Genomic DNA, 25,217 nt, shown 5'->3' with positions numbered 1-25,217 from the left:
CATCATATAGCCCCATGTTAAACAATGGTTACACTTTCTTTACAGAAAGCTGAAACGATACAGGCCCGTATAGAATTATATTTCTCAAAACAATAAAGCTGGAACGGTCGATTCAATCTGATCGTTTAACATTGAAACAATTTCAACAAACTCTTAATTAGTCATGTACAATACAATTATACGAACCACCCTACTCGCCATTACATTTCTCTTCGCAGCCGCATATACCACTGTCGACAACAAAACGGCAGATGCTACGTCATGGGAAATTGACAAGGCCCACAGTGCTATAAACTTTACCATAAATCACTTTTTCACTCCGGTAGACGGAACTTTCCGGGATTATTCCGCAACGGTTAATTTTGACCCGGCAAACCTGGAAGAGAGCCGCATTGATGTAACCATTCCGGTATCCGGAATTGATACAAGGAATGAACGGCGCGACAACCACCTGATGTCGGAAGACTTTTTCAACGCTGCTCAATGGCCGAATATCCGTTTTGTGAGTAGTGAAATCGTAGAAGATGGTGAAGGTGGATTTATTGCAAAAGGGGAGATGACCATCCGCGATATTACCCGTGATTTCGAATTGCCCTTTGAACTTCTTGGCGTTATGGATCACCCGATGCAGGAGAATACCCGTGTAGCAGGTATCCGGGCCAGTGCTGAACTGATGCGGAACGACTATGGTGTAGGAACCGGCGACTGGGCGGCAACCGCAGTAGTGGGCAATCAGGTAAATATTCAGCTGAATCTTGAACTGACGACTGCTATCTGATTTCATTTTTTATCCCTTCTGGAAAAGCCCCGCCAAAACCGGGGCTTTTTCTTTTTTCTCCCCTCACACTTTTGCTCTTCATCCCTTATATTTGATATTCGAATGTATACAGCGGCGGCTATTCAGCCTTTCCCGCACATCGACCTTCAGAATGCAATAAGGCAATCAAATTTCATGAAACGTACTACTTTCTATCTCATATCAGGCTTTATCCTTTTTGCAGTGCTCTCAAGACTGCTCCCGCACGCGTACAATTTCACACCGCTCGGGGCTATTGCACTGTTCGGAATGGCCTATTTCAAGGATAAAAAATGGGCTTTGATCATCCCTCTTGCAGCCCTTTGGGCCAGCGACCTATTTCTAAACAATATGAGATATGCTGAATACTATGAAGGGTTTGCATGGTTCAGCAGCGGAGCACTCTTTATCTACGGCTCTTTTGCGATGATTGCAGTTCTGGGTTATTACCTGCTCCGAAAGGTCTCTTTTGGGCGTGTTTTGGGCGGTGCCCTTGGCGCATCCACCATCTTTTTCGTTATAAGTAATTTCGGAGTGTGGCTCAGCAGTCCGATGTACCCCCTCACTCTCGAGGGACTTGCAATGTGCTACACCGCAGCCGTTCCTTTCTTTCACTACACCTTAGCCGGAGACCTGATCTACTCAGGAGTGCTCTTTGGCGGTTTTGAATACATCACCCGCCGGTATCCCACACTGAGTCCCGTATTTCAGGACAGTTAATCAGCCAAACTCACTTGTGAGCAAACGAATCGTTATTATTGGTGCCACGTCGGGAATAGGCGAGGAGTTGGCACGCCAGGCCCGCAGGCGGGGGTACATTACAGGCGGCACCGGCCGAAGGGTTGAACGCCTGAGATCGCTGAAGGATGAACTTGGTGAGGATTTTCACCACGTGCAAATGGATGTAACCCGCTTTGAGGAAGCAAAAAAAGCTCTGCATGACCTGATTCAGGAGATGGGCGGCATGGATATTATTGTGCTGAATGCAGGCATTTCAAACTACCAGGCTTCCTCCGTCACCGGAATGGAGCAGAAAGTGATCGATGTAAACGTAAGCGGCTTTGTGCAGCTCTTCGGTGAAGCATTCCAGTATTTCAGAAAACAGGGACACGGCCAAATCGTGGGGGTATCGAGCATTGCAGGCCTCTTTGGATCTTCCCGCGCCGCACCCTACAGCGCTTCCAAGGCGTTTATCTCCACCTACATGCAGGCATACCGGCAGCGCAGCAACAAGATCCGGGAGGATATTGTTGTAACGGATGTGATTCCCGGATTCGTGGAGAGTGAAATGACGGAAGGGAAAAAAGGAATGTTCTGGGTTGCCAAAACGGAAAAAGCGGTAAGTCAGATGCTGGATGATATCGAAAAAAGAAAATCATACTCCTACATAACCAGAAGGTGGCGTCTTGTAGCCTGGCTGATCAAATTAACGCCAAACTGGATTCTGGACCGGATCTGATAAAAATGTATTGGGCTCAATTCATAAACGCCCAACAGGTGCTTGTCTTTATACAAAGATATAAAGAAGCAGCAGAACGAAAGGCAGCGTGAAGATCCAGTTGCCTGGGTAGTATGGTGAATAGCTTCTCTTCATGGGGTCTCCGTTTTAGTCACTGATATATCTACATCAAAAACTGCTGGATTGTTTCCGCCTGTCGTTTTTTAAAGGCAGAAACCTCAATTCTCTCACTGATCTATGATGGCAATCTATAAAACGGAAAGATACGTTTCACTTAGATTAAGCTAATGTAGATTAAATTGGGGCGTGTTCTGCCCCTCACCCCAGCCACCCCTCCCGGTCGAGATTCCGGTATTGAATAGCCTCTGCAATATGATTGGAGCGGATCTGTTCATTCCTGTCCAGGTCCGCAATGGTACGGGATACTTTTAATATTCTGTCGAATGCACGCGCCGAAAGACCGAAGCTATTCATTGCCTTTTTCAGCATATTCTCCCCGTCTGTATCGATTTTGCAGATCCTGCGCGCCATTTTGGTCGACATCTGTGCATTGCAGTATACATTCTCCATTCCCAGAAAGCGTCTTCCCTGAATTTCCCTCGCTTCAACAACCCGTTTCCGGATTATGGACGAGCTTTCACCCTTCGATTTGGAGGAAAGCTCATCAAAACTCACCTTTTCCACCTCCACGTGAAGGTCGATCCGGTCGAGCAGCGGACCGCTGATCTTTCCAAGATAACGCTGCATCTGTATTTGGGTTGCACCGTTCTGATCGTCTGCATCAAACCAGTCGCCCGTGGGAGAGGGATTCATTGATGCCACCAGCATAATTCTGCTGGGATAGCTTACGCTCATTCTCGCCCTGGAAATGCTCACGGATCCGTCTTCCAGCGGCTGACGCATCACCTCCAATGCACTCCTCTTGAATTCGGGTAGTTCATCCAGAAACAGTACCCCGTTGTGAGCCATGGATATTTCGCCCGGCATGGGTATGCTGCCGCCTCCCACCAGGGCTACGTCAGATACCGTATGATGGGGACTTCTGAAAGGCCGGTGGGTAACGAGGGATTTCCCGGGCTCCATAAGGCCTGCCACAGAGTGAATTTTCGTGGTTTCCAAAGCCTCATTGAGGGTAAGTGATGGTAATATGGTGGGAATGCGCCGGGCCATCATGGTTTTACCCGAACCAGGCGGGCCTACCATGATTACATTGTGTATAGTTTAATAATACTGAAAAAGCCGAAAAAGACTATTTATTGAGTTTTTTAGGGGATCCTAAGTCCGTTTATTTCTGAATAATTGACAGCCGAAAAAAGGGGGTTGGGCCTGTATAATACAGTAAGGAAACAACCAATAACCAAACCCCCAATACAATGGAAGGAACAAAATTCAATTATTATGAAGACCTCGATCGTTCTCAAAAATTGAGAATCTCAAAAATAGAACGTGATATTCAAAACGGTATCATAAATCTTAAGAAGGACTTTTTTGAGATTGGCAAGCTACTTGATGAAGCTAAAAGAATACTACCCCATGGTAGTTTTATGTCTTGGATTAAAACAACTTTTGCAGACGATCTGCCCTATACAACCGCCTACTTCTACATGCGAGTTTATAGGACCTTTAAAAACCGGACACGTATGTTAAACTGTCTTTCTATGAAAGATCTGCTTTTAATGACACGTAATGATTTCCCTGAGGATGCTCTTACAATTATGGACGAGCATGTTGAAGAAAACGGTTCAATTGATCGTAGGCAACTTGATGAGATAAGAAATTTCCATGATTTGATGATGGAAGGTACTGTAGGGGGAAACCAGTTCTTGAAAGAGGTTGAAAAAACAGTCAAAGATCGCAGGAAGCTGGATGAGGATAGCTTTATGAATCAGAATAAACATCGGATGAATATCAATGCCCGTCGGACAATGTATTTCGGGATTGGAGATATTCTTGAGAAATTGAATTCAGCCATTAAATCGGCCCGTGAAATGGCTTGGCTTATCCCGTTCGATCCTAACGATCCGGAGCACAAAAAGGTCATAAAATTCATCCAAAAGATTATTGAAAAACTCCAAGAATTAGAGAGAGAATTGTGCGGAGGAGAAGGGTTGTTTAAGCCAACATCAACGGAGGACGGTACTAAATATCTCTAAAAATTAGAGATTTCAATCTGAACATTAGAAGTTCCGTGGTTTTATAAAAAATACAAGTGAGAACTTTGTTTTTAATTTTCACAAATATTATGGTCTATGAAACTTAGACATAATCGTGAAAATATACATGGACACACTGAGAGTTGCACGGATTAAAAACGGTTGGAGTCAGGAAGACCTTGCAAGGGTATGCGGGGTTACCAATATGACCATCAGCAATATTGAAAGGGGGAAAACCATCCCCCAGGAAATAACCCGCAAGCGTATTGAATCCATCCTTGGACCCATTGACTGGCGGAAGACGGAAGACATGGCAATCATCATATCAAATGGTGTGTACCATGCGGAGTCCTAAACCCCCCAACTCGATCCTATACTGTGCAGTGCTGTTCGTGATCTTAACCCTATTGATAATCTTCTAGAAGGAGGTACATATGAACGATGGATTCAAACTTCAAATAATGCAATCCGGGTACGTAGAGCAACAGTCCAAACCCGAGGGCTCCGATCTGCTCCTGCCGGCTGGTATGCAGCTACAAACTCAGTCTGAGAGCCCGGATATGACCCGGAAAGAACCCGAAATGCTATACCCCTTAGGCATTAACCCTAAATAATGAATAGAACATGAGACGAACCAAGCATAAAGGTGATGACAGGCGATACCCGGAAGGAGTCCATCCTATCTATGACTCGGCACTACGGACGGCAATGTCTAAATCACCAGTTTTCAATAAATCCGTACGTAACCGGAGTTTCCGGGACAGCTCAATCCTGTCTAATCCCAAAGGAGCATTGGTAGAACTTGTGGGTAACCCCCTCCGTGATTACCACTACCTCTACAACGGGAAATGGAAACTGGCCCTTATTCCGGGTATGAAAAAGCAACTTTTAGAACTCCACAAACGGTTCAAAACATGGGCCAAGCAGCAAGTCAGGGATGGTAAGGTTCTGGAACCCCCAAAAGAGTGGCCTTTTGAATTACTCAAACTTAGGTTAGAGAGGGAAGCCATACTTGATGTCCGAATCCAAGAGGCCAATTACCTAAGGGAACTCATCGAAAAGGAGAAGGAGAAGAAAGCAAGGGAACGCAGTTCAATCATGCTTGAGTACGGCCCCATTGGCATGAGTGATAGAGATGGGGGGATTGACGGCCAGAAGATAAACAGGACGTCTAAGGGCGTACCCTTTATTGATGAACCAACCTCCCCCTACCACCTAATGACACTCTTTCACTACAAGCAAATGAGTGATGCTTGGAAGAAGGAACACGGACTCACTCGTCAGGCCCTAAACAATAGGCAACGAGAGTGGCATGAGGAACGGGTAAAGAAAGCAGAACAGGAAGGCACCCACGTTCCAGGCTATCCCGGGGGTGTGGATAGGAAAGGGCTTTGGCGCTGGGCGAAATTTGAATGTGAAGGATACCCCGAAAACCCCAACTGGCCTAAGGATGCCAAACCCGTAACAGAACTCCAAGAGGTCTGATAACACTCAATAAAGTGCACCCGTGTTTTTGACAGGACTGGGTTGCTTTTGTCTCCGAGGGACCACCTGACATAGTGGTTCCAATTTGTACAGGTCGGGGTTGGTATAACCTCGGCCTGTTTTTTCTACTGACACTGGTATTGGACAGGATAGGCAGTGCACGCCGAAAAGGTTGGTTGTTCTCCCCAACCCTTCCTTGTCCTTCATTAAAAGGGGAACAGTAACGCTGGAGAACACACATGAAACGCACTAAAAGAAGACCCAAATTTGACTGGTACAATGCAGTCATATCTGACGTCAAACGGCAGAAAAAAGATAGTGTCGAGAATAAGAAGCAAAAGCAGAAAGAATATTTTGCCAGTATCTATGATAGACCGAAAGAAGTACAGTTTAAGGACAAAGAGGAAATGAACATGGTAAAGCATATTTACCTTCCGAAACTTGATCAGGATTGGAATTTCGGTAGATATAAAAATGCAGTTGCAATCTATCCAGTTTTATGTTGCCGAGCCGATTTTAGGGACGATACTAAGTGGGTACGAATTTCTAGGGAGAACATTGGGAAACTTGCAGGTATATGGCCGGGTGCTGTTGACAAAGGAATCATACGTCTTGTAAATGTCATGTTTAATATAAAGGATGAGATTCCAGTTCCTTTTCTGCAGGTTCGAGAATGGAAGGATGGTAAACGTCGTGGTCATGAATATTTACCGGCATTCTACCGGTATGGATCTGAAAAACTCGACCCACATAAGTGGGCAACCGAATTTATAACCTTTCACTCCTGCATTATTGATAGCGGAGTTTGGGCCAAATTGAGCCGTAAAGCAAAGGCGTTGTATTGGGCTATGCGTTCAAAAGCATTTTTTGATCGCGATGCTTACCAGCAGATTGAAGGTATAAGGATTAAAACACTTGATGAGGTTTATGATAATGAGCTTTATAACTCTGAGACCCTAGAGTTGGACACTAAAAAGTACAGTGATCGAAAGTGGGACATTTGCAATACAACCCTCAAGGAGTTGTTCCAGTTGGCACGTACCCCCTATACAGACACAAGAGAAATAGTCAGTGAATTGGTGGACTTGGGACTGGTGGAAAGAGTCCATCAGACAAAACCAATTTTTAAAGTCTATTTGAGGCCTAAGTTTCTATATGATGGATAAACACATACTCGAAAACCAATTCCGTAATGTTCAAATCCCAATTCCGTAATCTTCATTTTCCAAATCCGTAAGGTCCAAATCCCAATTCCGTAATGCACGATTCCATAGATATACTATACACTCATATAAGCTTCGAAATAAGAACTTTTAAGATAGCGTAACGTCCTTCACTTCGTTTGGACAGCGCGATTTTTTAAACATGCAATAAATGGGAACTCTAACATGCAATGAATACCCCACTGGATACTCCGTCCACTCAGCCAAGTGCTACCTATGGACGTATCCCATGCAGTTTACACTGTGGGGTTCCCACTGGGCTGTTCCTCCACCTGCCTATACCAAAAGGGGAACCCCTTCACTACCAACCACCCACACCCAAACATGAATTAAACCCCCAAACAAATGCCACAAGTATGCCGGGTATGCAGTCACCCAGACACCAAAGACATTGAAAAGGACATCGTCGCCAACATCCCATACACCCAAATAGGTGAAAAGTACGGGTTGGACTACCAAGTCATCCGGCGCCATGCCCTTAACCACCTCCCTGAGAAACTGGTACGTACGGTCCAACAAGACGCCCAGCGCCATTCCGAGGGAATACTGGATGGGATAAAGTCCCTCCTGGACCGCACCAAAACCATCATGGACCAGGCCCAAGACAAAGGTTACGGGCGGCTGGAACTGGAGGCCATACGGGAAGCCCGTTCCACCTACGAACTATTGGCTAAGATTGCCGCCAAGCTACGGGAGTACCAAGACAGGGAAAAAGAGAGCGAGGGGTACCAAATGGAGCAGCAGATAAACGAGGGCCTACAGGCCTTGTCCACTACAGAGCTGAAGACCTACGTTGCCCTACAGGCCAAGATATACTCCGCCAGTCCTGACCACACGTTTACCCCACAAGTGCAGTCCTTCATAGACTCCCACATGGTTACCGGTGACTACACCGCAGAGGGAGTTGGTACCAATAGGGAGGGTGAGGGAGATAGAGAACCTGAGAAGACACGAATCCGCCTCAGGCAAGAAAATAATACCAAATCACAGGGGGCTGCCACCCCACCAACTGGCCCCGATTCCTTGGAACTGGAGGACTTTGACCTGTCCCTTGGCTCCCTGTCCGATGAAATACCCAGTGTGGAGACCGATCCGGCTTGGTTGCGGAAGGAGCGTTTGGGCCTTGGGTAAGTTACCCCTGCTTTGTTTATATGACCACGAGATTCCACGTCTCTCGTACTCCCTCCACTATCCCGTACACATACCCCACCTTACGACTTTGAGTTGCTTAAAATTTCGTCAAATAGGGATTATTCAAGTCTATTATTTTCAGACACTTGAATGTTGTATAAGATACATTATGTAAAGTTCGTTAGACGGAACCCTACGAATCATGCAGAAAACAAAGGTTATTACGATCAGGTGGGATAAATAAATTAGGTGATCCGCCCCATATGCCTAAATGACATTAAGTTTTAGAGGTGACGATATGGCGCAAAAGCATAAAAAAAGCGCATAATTCCTTCTAATATGGCAGGATTTAAGCGCTAGGTATAGTTTTTGCTGATACTTAAGAGGTAGGTAATCAATATCTACAGATGGCTTATTTGCTTGGCGGCTTAAGCCATGAAATATTCACATATAATCAATATTTATATGCATCAATTAAAATCTAACCAAAATACAACTAATACGCAAGGGGAGGCATCGTTCACCTCGAGCGTGTCTGGTGATTTAACTTCGCCGGAGTATGAAATGACCTTATCAGATGGTTCTGTAAGAGAAATCTACAGAACTGACGACGGTCAGAGGTTCTACCTCATAGAAAAACCGGTGGTACCTACCCGTATCATTGGTATTAAGGAAAAAGAAGAGGTGCAGATGCACCGAATTTATCTTCCGTAAACAACTATTCCCTGCTCACGTTAACTGTGGGTGGGGATTTTAAACTAAGGAAGCAGATTTTAATTTGGGTATAAACAAAAGGTTTTATTAAGATTTAGATACAATTAGATATAAAAAAATGGATACTGTATCTACAATCTTCATAGTATTGATCGTCCTTTACCTCTTGATGGTGTTTCTATTTCCAAAGAAGTCGCCCGAAGAAAAAAAGAAGTATTACGATGAGTCTAAGTCAAAAAAGTTTTATGAATGTAGTGTAGCAGGAGTACCGCACCATAGCGGTAAGGTTAGACCAGGTGATTATGTTGAACTTTTTCACGACCCAGGTAACGAGTACGATAAAAATGCAATTGAGGTTAGGAACCTTAAAGGGAAGATGGTTGGGTATATACCAAAAGATGAAAACAAGAAAGTTCTCAAGGTTTTAGAGAAGGAAGAACTTTTTGCGAAAGTACTATCCGTTTACAAGCGCCATACTGAAGTATTTATCGAAATTCGGCAGGTTGTACAATGAATTTGTTCAAACTATCTAAATATTCCTCTTAGTATCCCTTCCATCCTGATCATTTCCCAAATTTGAGGATCAAGTACCATGTACCCCAGTAATTCCGACCACTCCTCAAGTGTTATTCTCCCGTCTGCTGCTTGGGTGCAAAGATATGATAACCGGGCCTCCTCCATATAAGTAAGAACCAAAAAAGGACAATCCCTTACACAGTTTTTTCAGGGTCCGGGTAGTCTATAACAAAATTGTTACGTCCGTAACATTTCCGTTGTATCTTGGCAATCATCTTGTTTACTTGCTTATAAGACGAACTAAGTACCTACAAAACAGGTGCTTGAACAGATAACAAAACCTACCACGTTATGTCAAAAGCAAGAACCAATACCGCCAAAAAAACAACCAAAAAGAAAACTGCCAGCAGCAAAAAGCCTACCCCCAAGAAGAAACCCATGGCCGTACAGGCCCGGGAAATCCTTACTCCGCTGATCAAGAAAGGAGACAAAACCCGTAAGGAGTTGAAGAATGTGCTGATTAAGAAAGGAATCACGGAGGCCACGGCCAACGTCATCCTGTCGGATTCCAAAAACCCCAAGTACAACAAGTTTGAGAAGTTGGTACAGGAGGACAAGGAAGGAAAGTACTCATTCAAATAAACTGTCCCAGTAACCTGTGAATGGGTTACTGGCTCTTATCCATACCAACCAATCCCTAACGCCATGAAATACGTCGCATATTACAGGGTCAGTACCAAACACCAAGGAGCAGAGGGTAACGGTATAAAGGCCCAAGAGGAATCCGTCAACCAGTTCCTGAAAGGTAAAGCTGCCGAAGTCATTGACAGGTTCACGGAAGTAGAAAGCGGAACCAACGGCAACAGGCCGGTCCTTAAATCCGCAATCCAGTTGTGCAAGGATGAGGGGGCCACGTTATTGGTGGCCAAGCTGGACCGCCTGAGCAGGAACGTCAAATTCCTATTTACACTAAAGGAGGAACTGGACCAGGCCGGAGTCGGCTTCACCATCGTTGACCTGCCCGAGGCCAACAATACCATGGTGCTGGGAGTCATGGCCACTATGGCTCAGCATGAAGCAGAGATCATATCCAAACGTACCAAGGAAGGTATCCGCCAGTCTGAGAAGTACCAGTCCGGGGAATGGGGGAACCAGCAGGGCACGTTTCCCCCTGGGGCCCGGGAAAAGGCTTGGGCCGCTATTTCCCGTAAGGCCCGTACAGATACCAATACCCGCCATGCCTACCATTTCATTAGGCCCCTGCGGGAGGAGGGACAGAGTTACCAGTCCATCGCGGACAAGTTGAATGAGGAGGGATACCGTACCCGCAGAGGGAAGAAATTTCATTCGGCACAGGTTCGGAAGATTTGGTTGCGGTTTACCGATAGTGAGGGCCAGTCCAAGCCTTCCCTCAAACGCACTCCCTCCCTTCCTGAGATGCGGAAAGCGGCGGAGGAATTAAATGTGTACATGGGCCTGGAACCCCCCATTGATTCACAAGTTCTTCACAGGAAGCAGCTGCTGGCCAAACTCCGGGAGGCCAAGGAATTAATCATCCCCGGCCATGACGAGTTCACAGACCCCACCCAAGACGTGCTTGACAGACTGTGAGATTAGTGGCTCTCTGGCACGCAGAGCGGTTAACTCCATCCGGGGCCGGTGTTCGTATTACTAAATTATTCAAGTATTTTTAACTCCATATTAAACCTACCAGTCATGGAACCAATCAAACCCAAAGCGTACTCGTATATCCGGTTTTCCACACCCGAACAAGCGGAAGGAGATTCCGAGAGACGTCAAATTGAGGCCACCAACAAGTATTTAAAGCATCTAAAGGAAGAAGATGGTAAAGAATTTGAATTAGTCCCATTACGTGATCTTGGGGTTTCGGGTTATTCAGGTAAGCACATTAAACATGGTGAATTAGGTAAATTTCTTGACAAGATCGACAAAGGCCAGATACCCTCAGGTTCATTATTGATCATTGAATCTGTTGATAGGTTGACTCGACTAAAACAGTCCGAGGCCCAAAAATTGTTTATTCAGATTTTGGAAGCAGGTGTAACCATTGTTGTTCTGGATTCTACTGCCCAAGAAATAACCCTACATAAGTTTAACAATGACGCAGGTGTTATCTACAGGTTAGTTGGCGAAATACAACGAGCTTACACGGAGAGTAAACGGAAGTCTGAACTCATAACTGATAAACGGGAACAGGAAAGAAAGAGGGCGCGAGAAGGTAATGGAAAAATTTCTGGGATGACCCCAATGTGGTTAGAGAACAATAAAGATTGGGATGAGTCCAAGAGTCGTGATGAGAGATTTATTGTTAAGGATGAAAACTACAAAAATAAAAAAGGTGAGCCGGAGAATGTGGTTGGGGCTATCAGGTTAATGTTCCAAATGAAAGCAAACGGTAAAGGGACTTACCGCATTGAACGGGAGTTAAACCAAATGGAGGGCATTTACTTCCCAAAAGGTAAACGGAACAAATCCGGTAGATGGAGGAGAAGTACTATTAACAGGTACCTGAAAGACAGACGTGTTCTAGGTGAGTATCAGCCACACACAAATAGCTTCAAGGAAGATGGAACTAGAAAACGCGAACCTGTAGGTAAGCCCATCAAAAACTATTTCCCACCTATTATCGACAAGAAACTCTTTGATCGTGTCCAGTCAGTTTTTGAGATCAATCGTAAGAAGTCTGGGAGAGGAGGAGGAAAGACAGGTAAGGCCAAGAACCTGTTTGTCCATTTAGTCAAATGCGCTGCATGCGGGGATTCCATGCGGTACATTGACAAGGGGGATAACCGCCCAAAGCTCCGCTGTGATGATAATACCCGGAACTTAAACTGCACGGAAGACAGAAAGATCAGATACGATATAGTCGAACCCATTCTTCTACGCTACTGTAAAGGGCTTGATCCTTCAGACATACTACCAGGTAATGAGGCTAGAGAGACCGAACTTGTTACAGCCCAGAAAGAACTCCAAGAGGTGGACGGGGAGTTAACGCAGGTGGAGAAAGGACTCGAGAACCTTCTCGATAACATGGAACTTGGTGAGGAAGTTAAAAACAGATACAAAGAAAGGAAGGAGCAGAAGGAAGACTTAGAAAAAAGAAAATCCGACCTTGAATCCCGCATAAATGAATTAACCAATTCGGCCCAACACACCTCCCAGCGGTTAAAAGACATAAGTGATTTAATCGAGCGATTATCCAACGCAGAAGGACAAGAACGGATTAACCTACGTGTAGCATTGCGGAGTAAGTTGCAACGTCTTATCGACCAAATTCAAGTGGGGTTTTGGGTAGAAGAGGAGGAAGGTTATACCTATACCACCCTCGAAATACAATTCAGGGACGATGTACGAAGGACTTTGGTGATCATAAACGACCAACTGGATAGTGTACTTACCATCGAGGGTGGTGATGTTACCCTAGAGGACATCGCAAGGGAACGACAGAGAGTGGCCGACAGAAAAATCAAAATCCGCGCACAGAAAAGTAGCAGCTGACATTTTGACGGGTTTTAAACCATATATACTGTAATCAGGTTATGGCCTCCCGCTGCCGCCACCTCCAGTGCACGCTTTACGTTTTCCTGTCCGCGAACGTCCTCAAAGTCGAGCAGTTCCTGCTGGCCGTTTTTTTTGAACAGTGCCTTTGGATCTACATGCACAGGCTGCATGCTTTTCTCATTTTGCAGCCACTCCATTACCTGCTGGAGGGACTGAAATCCCATAACACATATTCCATCCACAACGGCTGCTTCATTTCCGTTTGCCTCCGGCACAAGCACATATTCCAGGCCGCGGTTTCTGGCTTCCACGGCCATCGGCAGCACACCTTTTACCGGACGCAGCTTTCCATCAAGCGCCAGTTCGCCCAATATCAATGATCGCTGCAGCTTGTCTGTTACAATCTGGTCTGAAACAGCCAGCAGGCTTACCGCAATGGGCAGATCAAAAGCACTTCCTTCTTTGGGCAGGTCTGCGGGTGCCATATTCACGGTAATCCGCCCCCGGGGAAAACGGGCTCCTGCATTTTTCAGAGCCGCATCGATCCGGTCTTTCGACTCGCTCACTGCACGGTCGGGCAGACCCACAAGAAAATATTTCGGCACGCCACCGCTCATGTGCACTTCCACTTCGATAAGACGCGCATCTACCCCGATGGTTGACGCGCAGTATACTCTTGACAGCATGATTTATTGAATCTTTATCTATCTCCTTTCGTAGTATGAACCATGAATACGAAATCCCTTACACATTTTTTTGAAAAAAGAGGTCATGACATGGAAAATTCCAGCAGAACGATAATGGAAGAAATTCAGGGTACCGTCAGTGAAATCATCTCCCAGATCCGGCGCCTCATCAGGGAAGGCAATGCACGCAGGGTGGTCGTTAAAAACAAGGATGGAAAGGTTCTGTTTCAGAGTCAGTTAACCGTCGGTGTAGCAGGAACCGCCTTTTTTGCATTCTACGCACCGGTTCTAACGGCCATTTCAACGCTTCTTCTTTACGCAAGCGACGTTCGCGTGTTTGTGGAAAAAGAGATCGATGAATCCACCGACGAGTATGAAGTGGAGGCGGAAATCATCGAAATTGATGAAGACGATGATGATACGGTTGAAAAAGAAGCAAAAGAGAAGGAGAAAAAAGAGTCGAAGTCAAAAAAATCCTCTTCAAAAAAGAAAGGGGAGGCCGATAAAACGGTAGGTAAAAAGAAGAAATCTTAAGATTTGGTTAATCCCGCTCGACTGACGATTGGAAGAATCCCCATCCACGAACGCCCCAATCAATCGACCGTCCGGCATCCGTCAGACAACTGATTGTTGCGTAATCTTAGCAGGGTTTCTTCCTTAGTCGTCGGACGAATAGGGGGCTACTTCCAGTGCTCCTGAGCGATTGCTTTCTCGTCTTTGTTATCAGCTAAATATCGCTCTGCATCAAGAGCAGCGCGGCAGCCGGTTCCCGCCGCAGTGACGGCCTGGCGATAGATCGGATCCATAGCGTCGCCGCTAGCAAAAATACCCGGGAGGTCGGTTTCGGTAGACTGACCTTTGGTTTTAATGTAGCCCACATCATCCATGGAGAGTACACCCTTGAACAGATCCGTATTCGGTTTGTGGCCAATCGCTATAAAAACACCCGTTACGTCCTCAAGCGTTGTGACCTCACCGGTTTTGTTGTTTTTAACTTTTACACCCTGAACGGCCTGCTCGCCCATTACTTCCTGGAGTTCAGAGTCCCACATAAACTCTATTTTCTCGTTTTCGAATGCACGGTTCTGCATCGCTTTGGAAGCGCGCAATTCATCCCTCCGATGAATCACGGTTACCTTGCTTGCAAACTTGGTGAGAAATGTTGCTTCCTCCATTGCCGTATCGCCACCACCCACAATAACAACATGTTCATTCCGGAAAAAAGCCCCATCGCACGTAGCACAGGCGCTTACTCCTTTTCCGCGTAGACGCTGTTCACTTGGCAGATCAAGCCACATTGCAGAAGCACCTGTCGCAATAATAATTGCATGAGCATAAACGGTCGCCTCTTCATCCACCGTAAGCTTGTATGGACGATTGTCAAAATCGATCCGGGTTACATATCCGTAGCGGCAGTCTGCACCGAAACGCTTTGCCTGTTGGCGGAAATCCTCCATCATTTTAGGACCCATAACGCCTTCCGGATAGCCCGGGTAGTTCTCTACGTCTGTGGTCTGCATCAGCTGTCCGCCGGGTTCAGGTCCCTCAAAAATAATTGGATTGAGATCCGCTCTGGCAGCATACAGCGCGGCAGTCAAACCTGCGGGTCCGCTGCCAACAATTACCACGTCGTATGTTTTTCCTTCAATATCTTTCATGTTCTGCAATTTTGTTTTTTTCTTATCGTGCTAAATTACGAAAATTTCCGCCCTGATACAGTTGATGTTCTTTATCAAATTGATAGAGAAACCGCGATTGAAATAAATGGATACTGTTGAATCGCTTTTCTGCCGGGATGGGTTGCAATTCATCTTTTTTTCGATAATTTAGTGCGAACAAAAGTTACGGAGGTATTCTCTTGATTGCATCAGTCTGTAAGGAAACAGAACAGCACGAAAAGCGGGTCGCCCTTACGCCGGAAGGGGTTGCAGCCCTGGTGAAGCTTGGAGTGGAAGTACACGTCGAAAGCGGCGCGGGCACAGCCTCGAGCTACACCGATCAGATGTACACAGAAGCCGGGGCCACTCTTTCGAACAGCAGGGACTCCCTTATATCAGGGTGCGATATTCTGCTGGCAGTTCAGGCACCTGCCGAGCCCGTTATACGGAAAATGAAAGCAGGCGCCACACTGGTATCGTTTATCTGGCCGCTTCAAAATGAAACATATGTGGAGCTTTTAAAACTTCAAAACATTACGGCACTGGCCATGGATACCATTCCCCGCATCAGTCGCGCTCAGTCGATGGATGCGCTCTCATCCATGAGCAACATTGCGGGATACAAGGCTGCCCTGATGGGTGCAAATCAACTTGATAGATATCTGCCCATGATGATGACCGCTGCCGGAACCATACCCCCGGCCAAGGTATTGGTACTGGGCGCCGGCGTTGCCGGTTTGCAGGCAATTGCAACAGCCAAAAGGCTGGGTGCCGTTGTAGAGGCTTTCGATATTCGCCCGGCCGTCAAGGAGCAGGTGGAAAGTCTTGGGGCTAAATTTGTCGATGTTCCGCTCGAGGAAGCATCAGAAACTGAAGGCGGATACGCAAAAGAACTATCGGAAAAAAACAAACAGAAGCAGCGCGAAGTTATTCATGATCATGTCCGCAAATCCGATATTGTTATCACAACAGCTCTTATTCCGGGAAGGCCGGCACCTTTACTGGTCACCAAAGCCATGGTTGAAGACATGAGCCCCGGCTCGGTTATCGTCGATATAGCTGCCGAACAGGGCGGAAATTGCGAAGTAACCAAACCCGGTGAGACGATTGTCCATCAAGGCGTCAGGATCGTGGCCCCATTTAACATACCCAGTTCACTGGCCTTTCATGCAAGCAAGCTTTACTCAAAAAACCTTATGTCTCTTTTGAGTCTTCTCATCAAGGAAGGTAAACCGGAATATAACTTTGAGGACCAAATCATCGTCAACGCGACCGTCACACATCAGGGTGAACTGGTTTCCCCGTTTGTGAAAGATAATTTAAACTAACTCATTAGCAGTCTGCCGGCAGATAAAACCCGGCAACTGATCAATACTGAATAAGATAGAAACCGAACCGCATGGAAGATCTCATTTTTAACCTGTTCATTTTTGTTCTGGCCTCCTTTGTAGGCTTTGAACTGATCTCCAAGGTACCCCCCACTCTGCATACGCCTCTGATGTCGGGCGCAAACGCCATCTCCGGCATCACGCTTATCGGTGCTCTCATCATTGCCGGCGGATCAGAAAGCGTCTACGCACAGTGGATTGGATTTGTGGCCATTGTTTTCGCCACCATTAACGTTGTGGGCGGATTTATGGTCACAGACCGCATGCTGGAGATGTTCAAAAAAAAGGAGGATGACAAATGAGTCAGTTTCTTCCCGATTTTATTCAAAGCTATATTCCCAACAGCATACAGCTGATCTATCTTATTGCTACCGGTTTCTTTATTGTAGGGATCAGACGTCTGGGGTCGCCTGCAACGGCACGATCAGGAAACCAGCTTGCCTCAATCGGTATGTTCATCGGGGTATTCGTAACCCTGTTCGACCGTGATATTATCTCTTTTGAGTTCATTATAGCAGGCGTCATACTGGGAGCCCTTCTGGGAGCATTTGCTGCAAAAAAAGTAAAAATGACCGCGATGCCCGAAATGGTGGCCGTTTTCAACGGATTTGGAGGCGGTGCATCCGCACTGGTTGCCTGGGGTGAGTTTAGCAGGCTCGAAACGGGGTCTTTCGAAGTGCAGGCACTGATTACAACCGGTCTCAGTATCCTGATCGGCTCCATTACATTTACCGGCTCCTTTATTGCATTCGGTAAGCTGAAAGGGTTCATCGGCGGCGGACGCATTGCTCTTCCCGGTCAGAATATTATCAATCTTGTGTTGACTGCAGCGGCCCTGGCCCTTGTGGGATGGTTTACGGTTGATCCGGAATATCAGCTGGTTTTCTGGAGCCTGTTCGGCCTCGCACTGCTTATCGGGGTTCTTACCGTATTGCCGATTGGAGGCGCGGATATGCCGGTTGTCATTTCACTGCTGAACTCATATTCCGGTATTGCTGCGTCCATGGCAGGTTTTGTTCTCGGAAACAACCTGCTCATTATCAGCGGTGCGCTGGTTGGTGCTGCAGGACTGATTCTTACCAACATTATGTGCCAGGCCATGAACCGCACGCTCTTCAATGTTCTGTTCGGAGCGTTTGGTGGTGATGAGGGCGGGCCCGGCCAGGACCTCGGCGATAAATCCGTTCAACAGACCTTTGCAGACGATGTCGCCATTCAGTGCTCCTATGCCAACAAGGTAATTGTTGTACCCGGCTATGGTCTTGCGGTGGCACAGGCACAGCATATCCTGAAAGAGGTAGCCAACCTGCTTGAGGAAAAGGGTGTTACCGTGAAGTATGGCATTCATCCGGTTGCGGGACGCATGCCGGGACACATGAACGTACTCCTTGCTGAAGCCGATGTGCCCTACGATCAGCTTTATGATATGGACGATATAAATCCGGAATTCAAATCTACCGACGTGGTTTTGATCATCGGGGCCAATGATGTGGTAAACCCTGCCGCAAAAACAAATCCGGGCAGTCCAATCTACGGAATGCCTATTCTGGATGTGGATGAGGCAAAGAGAACGATTGTGTTTAAAAGAAGTATGAACCCGGGATACGCAGGTATTGAAAACGAACTCTTCTACAGCGATAAGAACCAGATGTTTTTTGGGGATGCGAAGAAGTCGCTTCAGGACCTTGCGGTTGCCATAAAAGAGCTGGATTAAACAGCACATTCCGGCGGTCTTTGGTTTACTGAAGCGTTCAGCTCCAGGGATCCACCGCTTCCACAATCCACCCTTCCAGCGGATTTGCCGGGCATGCACTGCTGTAACGGTAATGCTCCGCTTTAACGACCCAACCCATGGCCACGGGTGCGTTCTGTATTCGCTGCGATGCGCTATCAATGCCGTCCTGTCTGAACAGGTGATTCCTCAGCACCTCCTTGTGCCAGATTCCTGACCCCGAAAGCTTTCCTCCGGGTTTATCATCCATCATAAGCGACACCATCCATGAAGATTGAAGATTCGGATTCCCATTTTTAAGCATCAGCATCACAGCTTTGGATGAAAACTCCATGAATGAATCGAGCACATCGCTTAGGTTACCCCATGCGGTATTGCCGATAATTAACAGCCGGTCGGGCAGAATGGCATAGTCGTATATCCGAAGTCCGCGGTTTTCACAGCTCCACTTAAGACCCGAGATCAACTTTTCTGCAATTACAGGCTGAACAAACAGGGGCACTTCGCGTGCCGTTCTCATTTCACTATACCATATGTCCTTCTGTCTTCGTCTTCGTTTCATGATCCCTCTCATTTTTTATTCCTCTTTGTTGTAAGAATCAAAAAACCCCAATCCCTTACAATGAATGATCCGGCGAACTTTTATTTACTTCCCGATTTGGGTATTATTGACCCGAATTTACTCTAACCTGAACACGCTGACAGAACCTGATTTATCATTATGAAAATTCATGAGTACCAAGCCAAAGAGCTTTTTAAAGAGTATGGAGTTGCTGTACCCGATGGTGTAGCCGCCACTTCAGTTGAAGAGGCTGTGGAAGCAGCCCGCGAAATGAAAGAAAGCGGTACGGACCTGTTTGTTGTAAAAGCCCAGATTCATGCCGGCGGCCGGGGAAAGGGCCGCACCAAAAAGAGCAATGCAAAGGGCGTCATTCTTTGTAAAACCATTGAAGAAGTACAAGATGCCGCTGAATCGCTGCTGGGAGATACCCTGGTAACTATACAAACCGGGGAAGAGGGTCAGGAGGTGAAAACCCTCTATGTAACGGATGGAGTGGACATTGAGAAAGAGTTTTATCTTGGAATTCTGCTCGATCGCGCAAAAAGCCAGAATGTGATTATGGTATCCACCGAAGGCGGTGTTGAAATTGAGACCGTTGCAGAGGAAACACCCGAGAAGATCGTAAAAGAGTGGGTGGAGCCGGGAATGGATCTGGCACCAAACCAGGCGCGCAGGCTGGCATTCGCCCTTGGCTTTGAGGGAGATGCTTTCAAAAAGGCCGTAAAGTTTATCAACAAGCTCTACAATTTTTATGTTGAAAAGGATGCCGACATGGTGGAGATTAACCCTCTCGTCTTAACACCCCAAGGAGACGTACTGGCACTGGACGCCAAAGTTACCTTCGACGGCAATGCGACCTATCGCCACAAGGATATTCAGGAGCTGCGCGATACATCCGAAGAAAATCCGATAGAACTGGAAGCCTCCAAATATGACCTGAACTACATCAAACTTGACGGGAATGTTGGTTGCATGGTGAACGGCGCCGGACTGGCAATGGCTACCATGGATATCATCAAGCTATCAGGCGGCGAGCCTGCAAACTTCCTCGATGTTGGCGGTGGGGCCAATGTGGAAACCGTAAAGAACGGATTCCGGATTATCCTCGAAGATCCCAACGTGCAAGCGATACTTATCAATATTTTCGGCGGCATTGTTCGCTGCGATCGGGTAGCCAATGGCGTGATTGAAGCAATCAAAGATCCTGAAATAGCCAAAAAAGTGGAAGACGTTCCCATTATTGTGCGACTGCAGGGAACCAACGCTGAAGAGGCCAAAGAGATTATTGACAACAGCGACCTGAATGTAATATCAGCCGTACTGCTCAAGGAAGCAGCGGAAGAGGTCTCCAAAGTGCTTGCAGCCTGACAGGGGAGCCTAACCTCGCACGGGTACAATACTCTAATATGTACCCGCCGGGTAGCGGCACACCCAAAAAATTGAACCAAACCAACGGCTTCAGAAAACAACAAAGCCCCGATCAATACCGGGGCTTTTTATATTTCTCACTTGCCTGACCACGACCACCGAACACCGGACGAAGTGGATGTTTAATTTCTTCGATTCTGTCTCCCGCCTTCATACAGAACCCGCGAACAGAAGCCGTACCCTAATTTATTCCAAACTCAACCGTAAAGCTTGAGCCTTCATTGCTCTCATAGTGAAGCTCTCCCTCAACCTGTTTCGTGAGCACCTCAATCAGCGTCATTCCCAGTGACTGCTGCTTCATCTCCTCAAAATTTTCCGGCAGGCCGATTCCATCGTCCTCAACCGTCAAAGCAGCTTTTTCTCCGTTAACCCTGAATACTACATTAATATTTCCGTCATCTCTGCCTTCAAAAGCATACTTATAACAGTTATTGATCATTTCGTTACAGATCAGGCCGATGGGAACCGCTCGTTTGATATTCACTGAGAGTGAATCCAGGTCCCGGTCAATGTTGACCTGTTTGTGGCCGGAATCGAATGTGAAATGAATCATGTTCAGCAAGTCGTCCAGGTAATCCGACAAATCCACCTCGGAAAATGTCTCATTCTCATAGAGTTTTTCGTGTACGAGCGCGATGGATTTAATTCTCGCCTGGATCTCATCGAAGCTTTTTTCAGAACCTGCATCCGGCGAATTCTTCTGCAGCTCTACAAGGCTTGAAACGATCGAAAGGTTATTTTTTACTCTGTGATGGATTTCGGAAAGAAGCGTCTCTTTCTCTTTGAGCGACTCATTCAATGAGTCAATTCTGTTTTTATCATCAGATATATCCCGCACATTTCCTACAATCGCAATTGGCTTGCCTTCTGATGATTTAAGAAGTGCACGCCTGTTGTTCACCCAGATATATTCACCACTCTTTTTCCGAAGTCTGAATTGAATATCCGTTTTAAGCTTATCTTCAGCATTTTCTTCACCGTAAGTAATAATATCCTCTCTGACCCGCTCCTGATCTTCAGGGTGTATCAGGCTCATAATAAAGGCCACTCCTCCGTTTTTCACCTTCTGAACATCGTACCCCAATATGCTTTTGGCCGATGGGGTCATATACCTGTATTTACCCGTTTTAATATCGAGCTGATAAATAATATCCCTGGAATGGCTCAGTACATTGCTGTAACGTTTTTTGGACGCATTCAGCTTCCTGTTCCGTCGGGCCATTTGAACGAGACGAACGGTGGTATAGCTGCCTGTAACGAGGAAAGCCAGAATTACTGCAAAGAAATTGACCCAGTATATTCGGGTACTCGTCCATTCCGCTGAATTGTGGATTGAGGCTGCAAAACCCGTTTCCGCGGCAGAAAGGCTTTCGTCGATCTCATATATCCGGCTGATATAGCGCTGCCGCATGGGTTCCGTCAGATCATCTGACGAGATTAGCTGAAATAGTTCTTCACCGGTTTGATTCAGAAACCCGATCACCACATCACCTTCTATCCAGTAATCAACGGCTCTTTGAAACTGAGGGAAGGTGGTGTAATTTTCATAGAACCAGATAAGATGCCTGATATTTTCCGGCTCATTCCCGGCTCTCAGAAAACTGTTTCTTATGAGGCCGTAGTCAGGGTTCTGAGCATTCAGTTCTGTACGGGCCATCCGGGCTCCTTCAATAACCTCAAGATGGTTCAGATAGGCCTGATATGCATCTAAATCGCCGCTCGAAGCATAGTTCACCAATGCAAGCGCAGCCTCTTTCTGAGCCTTGGTCCACTGGCTTTCACCGGCAGTGTATGCGCGTACGCCGGAATGCAGACGACTTCCAACATCATTGAGCACAAGTAATAACAGCGCCGCAATGATGAATAGAAGAATCAGCGCCAGCGTATGCCTGCTACTCCTATCCTTCAATCGTATCATTTAGTTAGCCAACTTATACAAAGCTATATTTACCCCGCATGGCAATCATTCTCTTACGTCTCTCGAAACTACCATGCCGTTTATTGACGCGCTGTGCACTCTGCTTCATACAACAGTCGCGTGCTACGCACTATCGGACAGTTCAATTCTCTATTTAATGAATATTTCTATGTGCCTGACCGACAGGCCAATCAAGTGTTTTAATATAAAATTAATTATGAGCAAACCTAAAAAATGGTTGATGAAAATTTTCTCATAATCGCCCATCAAATGATCATCTAAGCTGTTCTCCGAATACCAATTTAGCCATTTTTTCCCTCAATTCACGTAAATCCGGATACAAACCGGCGCCGTCTACGCCAACGTGCTGTCGGTTGGTGAGAAGGATATAAATACGCCCGCCATCAGGATTGGGATCCGCTACAAAATTGGTCCCCGTGAACCCGGTATGGCCGATTGCCCCTTGCGGAAGGGTTTCTGCATGCAGTGCGGAAGGTTCCATTGCCCACCCCAGTCCATTACCAAATTCGTCAGGTTCTGTAAACATACGGATGGTTTCTTCCTCAAAAATCGGGTCATTCGATCCCGAAACCGGGTTAATGACCGCTTGAAGCAGAAGCAGTAGATCTTCGGCAGTGGAAAAAAGCCCCGCATGGCCGGCCATTCCGCCGGCAGCGTGCCATGCATTCCCGTCACTCACTTCACCGCGCAAAGTATACGTCCTCCAATTTCTCCATGAATCCGGATCCACATCAATCCGATATCCAAAATCAGGCTCGTACACCATTTTGCGCTCAAAGGGGTTCCCGTGCGAGGTAGAAACGAGATCTTCCATTCCTTTATCAAGAGGATTGTAAACGGTTTTTTCAAGTCCAATCCGGCTGTAGACTCTGTCATACAGATACTCATCAAAGCTCATGCCGGTAATCGATTCTGCAATTTCAGCCAGCACAATAAAGCCCAGATCGCTATATCGCCTTGCTTCACCCGGTACCCCGGAGAGGGGCAACGAAAGAATCTCCTTTATAAGATCGTCTGAACCGGCAGCTCTGTAGTAGAGCGGATACCAGGGCATCAGCCCGGACGTGTGATTAAGGAGCTGCCTGACAGTGATTGTGCGGTGTTGCGGAGTATTGAAATCAGGCAGATACTGCGATACAGGGGCATCCGGATTGATCTTACCGTCTGTGTGCAGTGCCATAAAAGCATACGTTGTCGCAAAAACCTTGGTCAGTGAAGCCAGGTCAAACAGATGCCGGGTAGTCGTGCTGTCCGGACTGGGTACCACCCTCAGGCTCTCATCGTACAGGGTTGCGTACCCGTACGCTTTATGGTGAACAATTTCACCGGACTCTGCAATTAACAGAACAGCTCCTGTAAAAAGATCCTCGGAAAGCGCTGCCTGTATCAGTGAATCGGCCTCAGGGTAATCCGACCGCTCTTCTGAAGGCTGATTGGCACTGCACGAGATGAACAACGTGCAGCAGCAGATCCATAATGACAGGGTATATTTCGGGCTCATATCAGCTTGTACCGCTTGTATTAAGCCCCGCCTTCACCTCTTTGTAATAGTCCTCATAGCTGCTCACAATTTTGTCCATCGAAAACATTTCAGCCCGCTTTCTGGCTGCCTGAGCCATTCTGCCATGCAGCTCTTCATCTTTAAGTATGGCTGTGGCACGGCGGCCCAGGCAGTCCACATCACCCAATTCGCAAAGATATCCGGTTTCATCATGTACGTTGACTTCCGGCAAGCCTCCGATATTGGAGCTTACCACAGGCACACTGCAGCTCATTGCCTCCAGCGCGGCCAAACCGAACGTTTCACTGCCAGATGGGATCATAAACAGGTCTGAAATGGAGAGTACCTCCTCAACCTGCTCCTGTTTACCCAGAAACCGGACATGGTCGCAGGTACCCAGTTCCCTGCATTTCTGCTCTGCACGGGGTCGGTCGGGGCCATCACCCACCATGAGCAGCTTTGCCTTTACTCCGCTCTGCAGAACCTGGCTGAATGCGGAAATGACATCGGGTACGCGCTTCACTTCCCTGAAATTGGACACATGGGTAACCACTTTCTCGCCTTCCGGACAGATTGCCTTTTTAAAATGCTCTTTTTTGGATTTCTTGAAACGATTCAGATCGATAAAGTTGGGAATCACTTTGATATCCTTTTTGATATCAAAGTGCCGGTAGGTCTCCTTCTTCAGATATTCTGACACCGCTGTTACCCCGTCACTCTGATTAATAGAGAAATCGACCACCTGTTTATAACTGGGATCACTGCCAATAAGTGTGATGTCTGTACCGTGGAGAGTGGTTATTACCGGCACATGCGAAGCTTCATCCTTCAAAATTCTTTTTGCAAGATAAGCGCTTGTAGCATGGGGAATGGCATAGTGCACATGAAGCACATCCAGCTTCTCATAGTGTATCAGATTCACCATCAAATTTGCGAGCGCCAGGTCGTAAGGCGGATACTCAAACAACGGGTAGGAGCTCAAATCCACTTCATGAAACGTAATATCGGTCCGAAATGAATCAAGCCGTGCAGGGCGCGAGTAACTTAATATGTGAAGATTGTGGCCGCGGTCTGCAAGTCCTTTGGCAAGCTCTGTGGCTACCACGCCACTTCCGCCAAACGTGGGGTAACAAACAATACCGATATTCATTTTATTCATCTGATTTTTGCCAAATATACAAAACTGATCCGGGATGTCTCCACTCTGACAACCTGTGAACCTTTCTTCCCGTTCATTCACTCCCTGCCGGGTTCATCGTTTTAATCAGAAATACGCCCCGGATTAGGTGAAATTTCGCTTTTCCGTTATATTTATGGCCTGTTG

Annotated in this window: 24 protein-coding genes and 1 pseudogene; 18 read left to right on the top strand and 7 right to left on the bottom strand. The window is 46.7% G+C overall.

Features of this window, described 5'->3' with window-relative positions; genetic code table 11:
* Nucleotides 1-163 precede the first annotated feature (163 nt).
* The 3 genes from DDZ15_RS13710 to DDZ15_RS13700 all read left to right on the top strand — a co-directional run bounded on the left by DDZ15_RS13710 (nt 164) and on the right by DDZ15_RS13700 (nt 2,255).
* Nucleotides 164-778, top strand: coding sequence for a YceI family protein (locus tag DDZ15_RS13710; RefSeq protein WP_109647674.1), 615 nt, complete (start codon nt 164-166; stop codon nt 776-778).
* 174 nt (nt 779-952) lie between these two features.
* Nucleotides 953-1,516 (top strand): DUF6580 family putative transport protein, encoded by a 564-nt coding sequence (locus DDZ15_RS13705; protein WP_109647780.1) that lies wholly within the window; start codon nt 953-955, stop codon nt 1,514-1,516.
* A 16-nt stretch (nt 1,517-1,532) separates the two neighbouring features.
* On the top strand, nt 1,533-2,255 hold the full coding sequence (locus DDZ15_RS13700; RefSeq protein WP_109647673.1) for an SDR family NAD(P)-dependent oxidoreductase: 723 nt from the start codon (nt 1,533-1,535) through the stop codon (nt 2,253-2,255).
* Between the two features lie 318 nt (nt 2,256-2,573).
* On the opposite strand, the pseudogene DDZ15_RS13695 reads toward DDZ15_RS13700, so the two are convergent.
* Nucleotides 2,574-3,470: pseudogene (locus DDZ15_RS13695) on the bottom strand (YifB family Mg chelatase-like AAA ATPase); the annotation flags it as partial.
* Nucleotides 3,471-3,628: 158 nt separating this feature from the next.
* Here DDZ15_RS13695 and DDZ15_RS13690 point away from each other — a divergent pair.
* From DDZ15_RS13690 to DDZ15_RS13640, 10 genes are all read left to right on the top strand, one after another.
* Nucleotides 3,629-4,408 carry a DUF3102 domain-containing protein gene (locus DDZ15_RS13690; protein ID WP_109647672.1) on the top strand — a complete coding sequence of 260 codons (780 nt, stop codon included), beginning with the start codon at nt 3,629-3,631 and terminating at the stop codon, nt 4,406-4,408.
* 127 nt (nt 4,409-4,535) lie between these two features.
* Nucleotides 4,536-4,763, top strand: a complete 228-nt coding sequence (locus DDZ15_RS13685) for a helix-turn-helix domain-containing protein (protein WP_109647671.1) — start codon at nt 4,536-4,538, stop codon at nt 4,761-4,763.
* A 437-nt stretch (nt 4,764-5,200) separates the two neighbouring features.
* Nucleotides 5,201-5,893, top strand: a complete 693-nt coding sequence (locus DDZ15_RS13675; RefSeq protein ID WP_146198598.1) for a hypothetical protein — start codon at nt 5,201-5,203, stop codon at nt 5,891-5,893.
* Between the two features lie 239 nt (nt 5,894-6,132).
* Nucleotides 6,133-7,059 carry a hypothetical protein gene (locus tag DDZ15_RS13670; RefSeq protein ID WP_109647668.1) on the top strand — a complete coding sequence of 309 codons (927 nt, stop codon included), beginning with the start codon at nt 6,133-6,135 and terminating at the stop codon, nt 7,057-7,059.
* Between the two features lie 402 nt (nt 7,060-7,461).
* Entirely contained in the window at nt 7,462-8,247 is a 786-nt protein-coding gene (locus DDZ15_RS13665) for a hypothetical protein (RefSeq protein WP_109647667.1), read from the top strand.
* Between the two features lie 465 nt (nt 8,248-8,712).
* Complete coding sequence (locus DDZ15_RS13660; protein ID WP_109647666.1) at nt 8,713-8,961, top strand: hypothetical protein; 249 nt, start codon at nt 8,713-8,715, stop codon at nt 8,959-8,961.
* A 118-nt stretch (nt 8,962-9,079) separates the two neighbouring features.
* Nucleotides 9,080-9,475: an HIRAN domain-containing protein gene (locus DDZ15_RS13655; protein ID WP_109647665.1), complete on the top strand. Its 396-nt coding sequence runs from the start codon at nt 9,080-9,082 to the stop codon at nt 9,473-9,475.
* A 353-nt stretch (nt 9,476-9,828) separates the two neighbouring features.
* On the top strand, nt 9,829-10,119 hold the full coding sequence (locus DDZ15_RS13650; RefSeq protein ID WP_109647664.1) for a hypothetical protein: 291 nt from the start codon (nt 9,829-9,831) through the stop codon (nt 10,117-10,119).
* 63 nt (nt 10,120-10,182) lie between these two features.
* Nucleotides 10,183-11,088, top strand: a complete 906-nt coding sequence (locus tag DDZ15_RS13645; protein WP_109647663.1) for a recombinase family protein — start codon at nt 10,183-10,185, stop codon at nt 11,086-11,088.
* A 105-nt stretch (nt 11,089-11,193) separates the two neighbouring features.
* Nucleotides 11,194-12,996 carry a recombinase family protein gene (locus DDZ15_RS13640; RefSeq protein ID WP_109647662.1) on the top strand — a complete coding sequence of 601 codons (1,803 nt, stop codon included), beginning with the start codon at nt 11,194-11,196 and terminating at the stop codon, nt 12,994-12,996.
* Nucleotides 12,997-13,010: 14 nt separating this feature from the next.
* On the opposite strand, the gene DDZ15_RS13635 is transcribed toward DDZ15_RS13640, so the two are convergent.
* Complete coding sequence (locus DDZ15_RS13635) at nt 13,011-13,685, bottom strand: magnesium chelatase domain-containing protein (protein WP_109647661.1); 675 nt, start codon at nt 13,683-13,685, stop codon at nt 13,011-13,013.
* Between the two features lie 90 nt (nt 13,686-13,775).
* On the opposite strand from DDZ15_RS13635, the gene DDZ15_RS13630 reads away from it, so the two are divergent.
* Nucleotides 13,776-14,219 carry a DUF4342 domain-containing protein gene (locus tag DDZ15_RS13630; RefSeq protein WP_158278722.1) on the top strand — a complete coding sequence of 148 codons (444 nt, stop codon included), beginning with the start codon at nt 13,776-13,778 and terminating at the stop codon, nt 14,217-14,219.
* A gap of 146 nt (nt 14,220-14,365) precedes the next feature.
* Here DDZ15_RS13630 and trxB read toward each other — a convergent pair whose 3' ends face one another.
* On the bottom strand, nt 14,366-15,343 hold the full coding sequence (trxB, locus tag DDZ15_RS13625) for a thioredoxin-disulfide reductase (protein WP_109647659.1): 978 nt from the start codon (nt 15,341-15,343) through the stop codon (nt 14,366-14,368).
* Nucleotides 15,344-15,543: 200 nt separating this feature from the next.
* Here trxB and DDZ15_RS13620 point away from each other — a divergent pair, with 200 nt between their 5' ends.
* From DDZ15_RS13620 to DDZ15_RS13610, 3 genes are all read left to right on the top strand, one after another.
* The gene (locus tag DDZ15_RS13620; protein ID WP_109647658.1) at nt 15,544-16,671 is read left to right on the top strand and encodes a Re/Si-specific NAD(P)(+) transhydrogenase subunit alpha; all 1,128 of its coding nucleotides are present in this window, start codon (nt 15,544-15,546) and stop codon (nt 16,669-16,671) included.
* Between the two features lie 71 nt (nt 16,672-16,742).
* The gene (locus DDZ15_RS13615; protein WP_109647657.1) at nt 16,743-17,033 is read left to right on the top strand and encodes an NAD(P) transhydrogenase subunit alpha part 2; all 291 of its coding nucleotides are present in this window, start codon (nt 16,743-16,745) and stop codon (nt 17,031-17,033) included.
* On the top strand, nt 17,030-18,445 hold the full coding sequence (locus DDZ15_RS13610) for an NAD(P)(+) transhydrogenase (Re/Si-specific) subunit beta (protein ID WP_109647656.1): 1,416 nt from the start codon (nt 17,030-17,032) through the stop codon (nt 18,443-18,445). Before DDZ15_RS13615 ends, DDZ15_RS13610 begins: the two co-directional genes overlap by 4 nt.
* Nucleotides 18,446-18,482: 37 nt before the next feature.
* Here the strand turns inward: DDZ15_RS13610 and DDZ15_RS13605 are convergent, their stop codons facing one another.
* Nucleotides 18,483-19,025, bottom strand: a complete 543-nt coding sequence (locus DDZ15_RS13605; RefSeq protein WP_109647655.1) for a hypothetical protein — start codon at nt 19,023-19,025, stop codon at nt 18,483-18,485.
* 159 nt (nt 19,026-19,184) lie between these two features.
* On the opposite strand from DDZ15_RS13605, the gene sucC reads away from it, so the two are divergent.
* Nucleotides 19,185-20,393, top strand: coding sequence for an ADP-forming succinate--CoA ligase subunit beta (gene sucC, locus DDZ15_RS13600; protein WP_109647654.1), 1,209 nt, complete (start codon nt 19,185-19,187; stop codon nt 20,391-20,393).
* 241 nt (nt 20,394-20,634) lie between these two features.
* On the opposite strand, the gene DDZ15_RS13595 is transcribed toward sucC, so the two are convergent.
* The 3 genes from DDZ15_RS13595 to bshA form a co-directional block, all read right to left on the bottom strand.
* The gene (locus DDZ15_RS13595) at nt 20,635-22,362 is read right to left on the bottom strand and encodes a sensor histidine kinase (protein ID WP_158278721.1); all 1,728 of its coding nucleotides are present in this window, start codon (nt 22,360-22,362) and stop codon (nt 20,635-20,637) included.
* Nucleotides 22,363-22,645: 283 nt separating this feature from the next.
* Complete coding sequence (locus tag DDZ15_RS13590) at nt 22,646-23,893, bottom strand: serine hydrolase domain-containing protein (protein ID WP_109647652.1); 1,248 nt, start codon at nt 23,891-23,893, stop codon at nt 22,646-22,648.
* Nucleotide 23,894: 1 nt separating this feature from the next.
* Nucleotides 23,895-25,043 (bottom strand): N-acetyl-alpha-D-glucosaminyl L-malate synthase BshA, encoded by a 1,149-nt coding sequence (gene bshA, locus DDZ15_RS13585; RefSeq protein ID WP_109647779.1) that lies wholly within the window; start codon nt 25,041-25,043, stop codon nt 23,895-23,897.
* Nucleotides 25,044-25,217 lie beyond the last annotated feature (174 nt).

It is taken from the genome of Rhodohalobacter mucosus (assembly GCF_003150675.1).
Taxonomy (GTDB): Bacteria; Bacteroidota; Rhodothermia; order Balneolales; family Balneolaceae; genus Rhodohalobacter; species Rhodohalobacter mucosus.
This window is presented reverse-complemented; position numbering and strand designations above follow the sequence as displayed.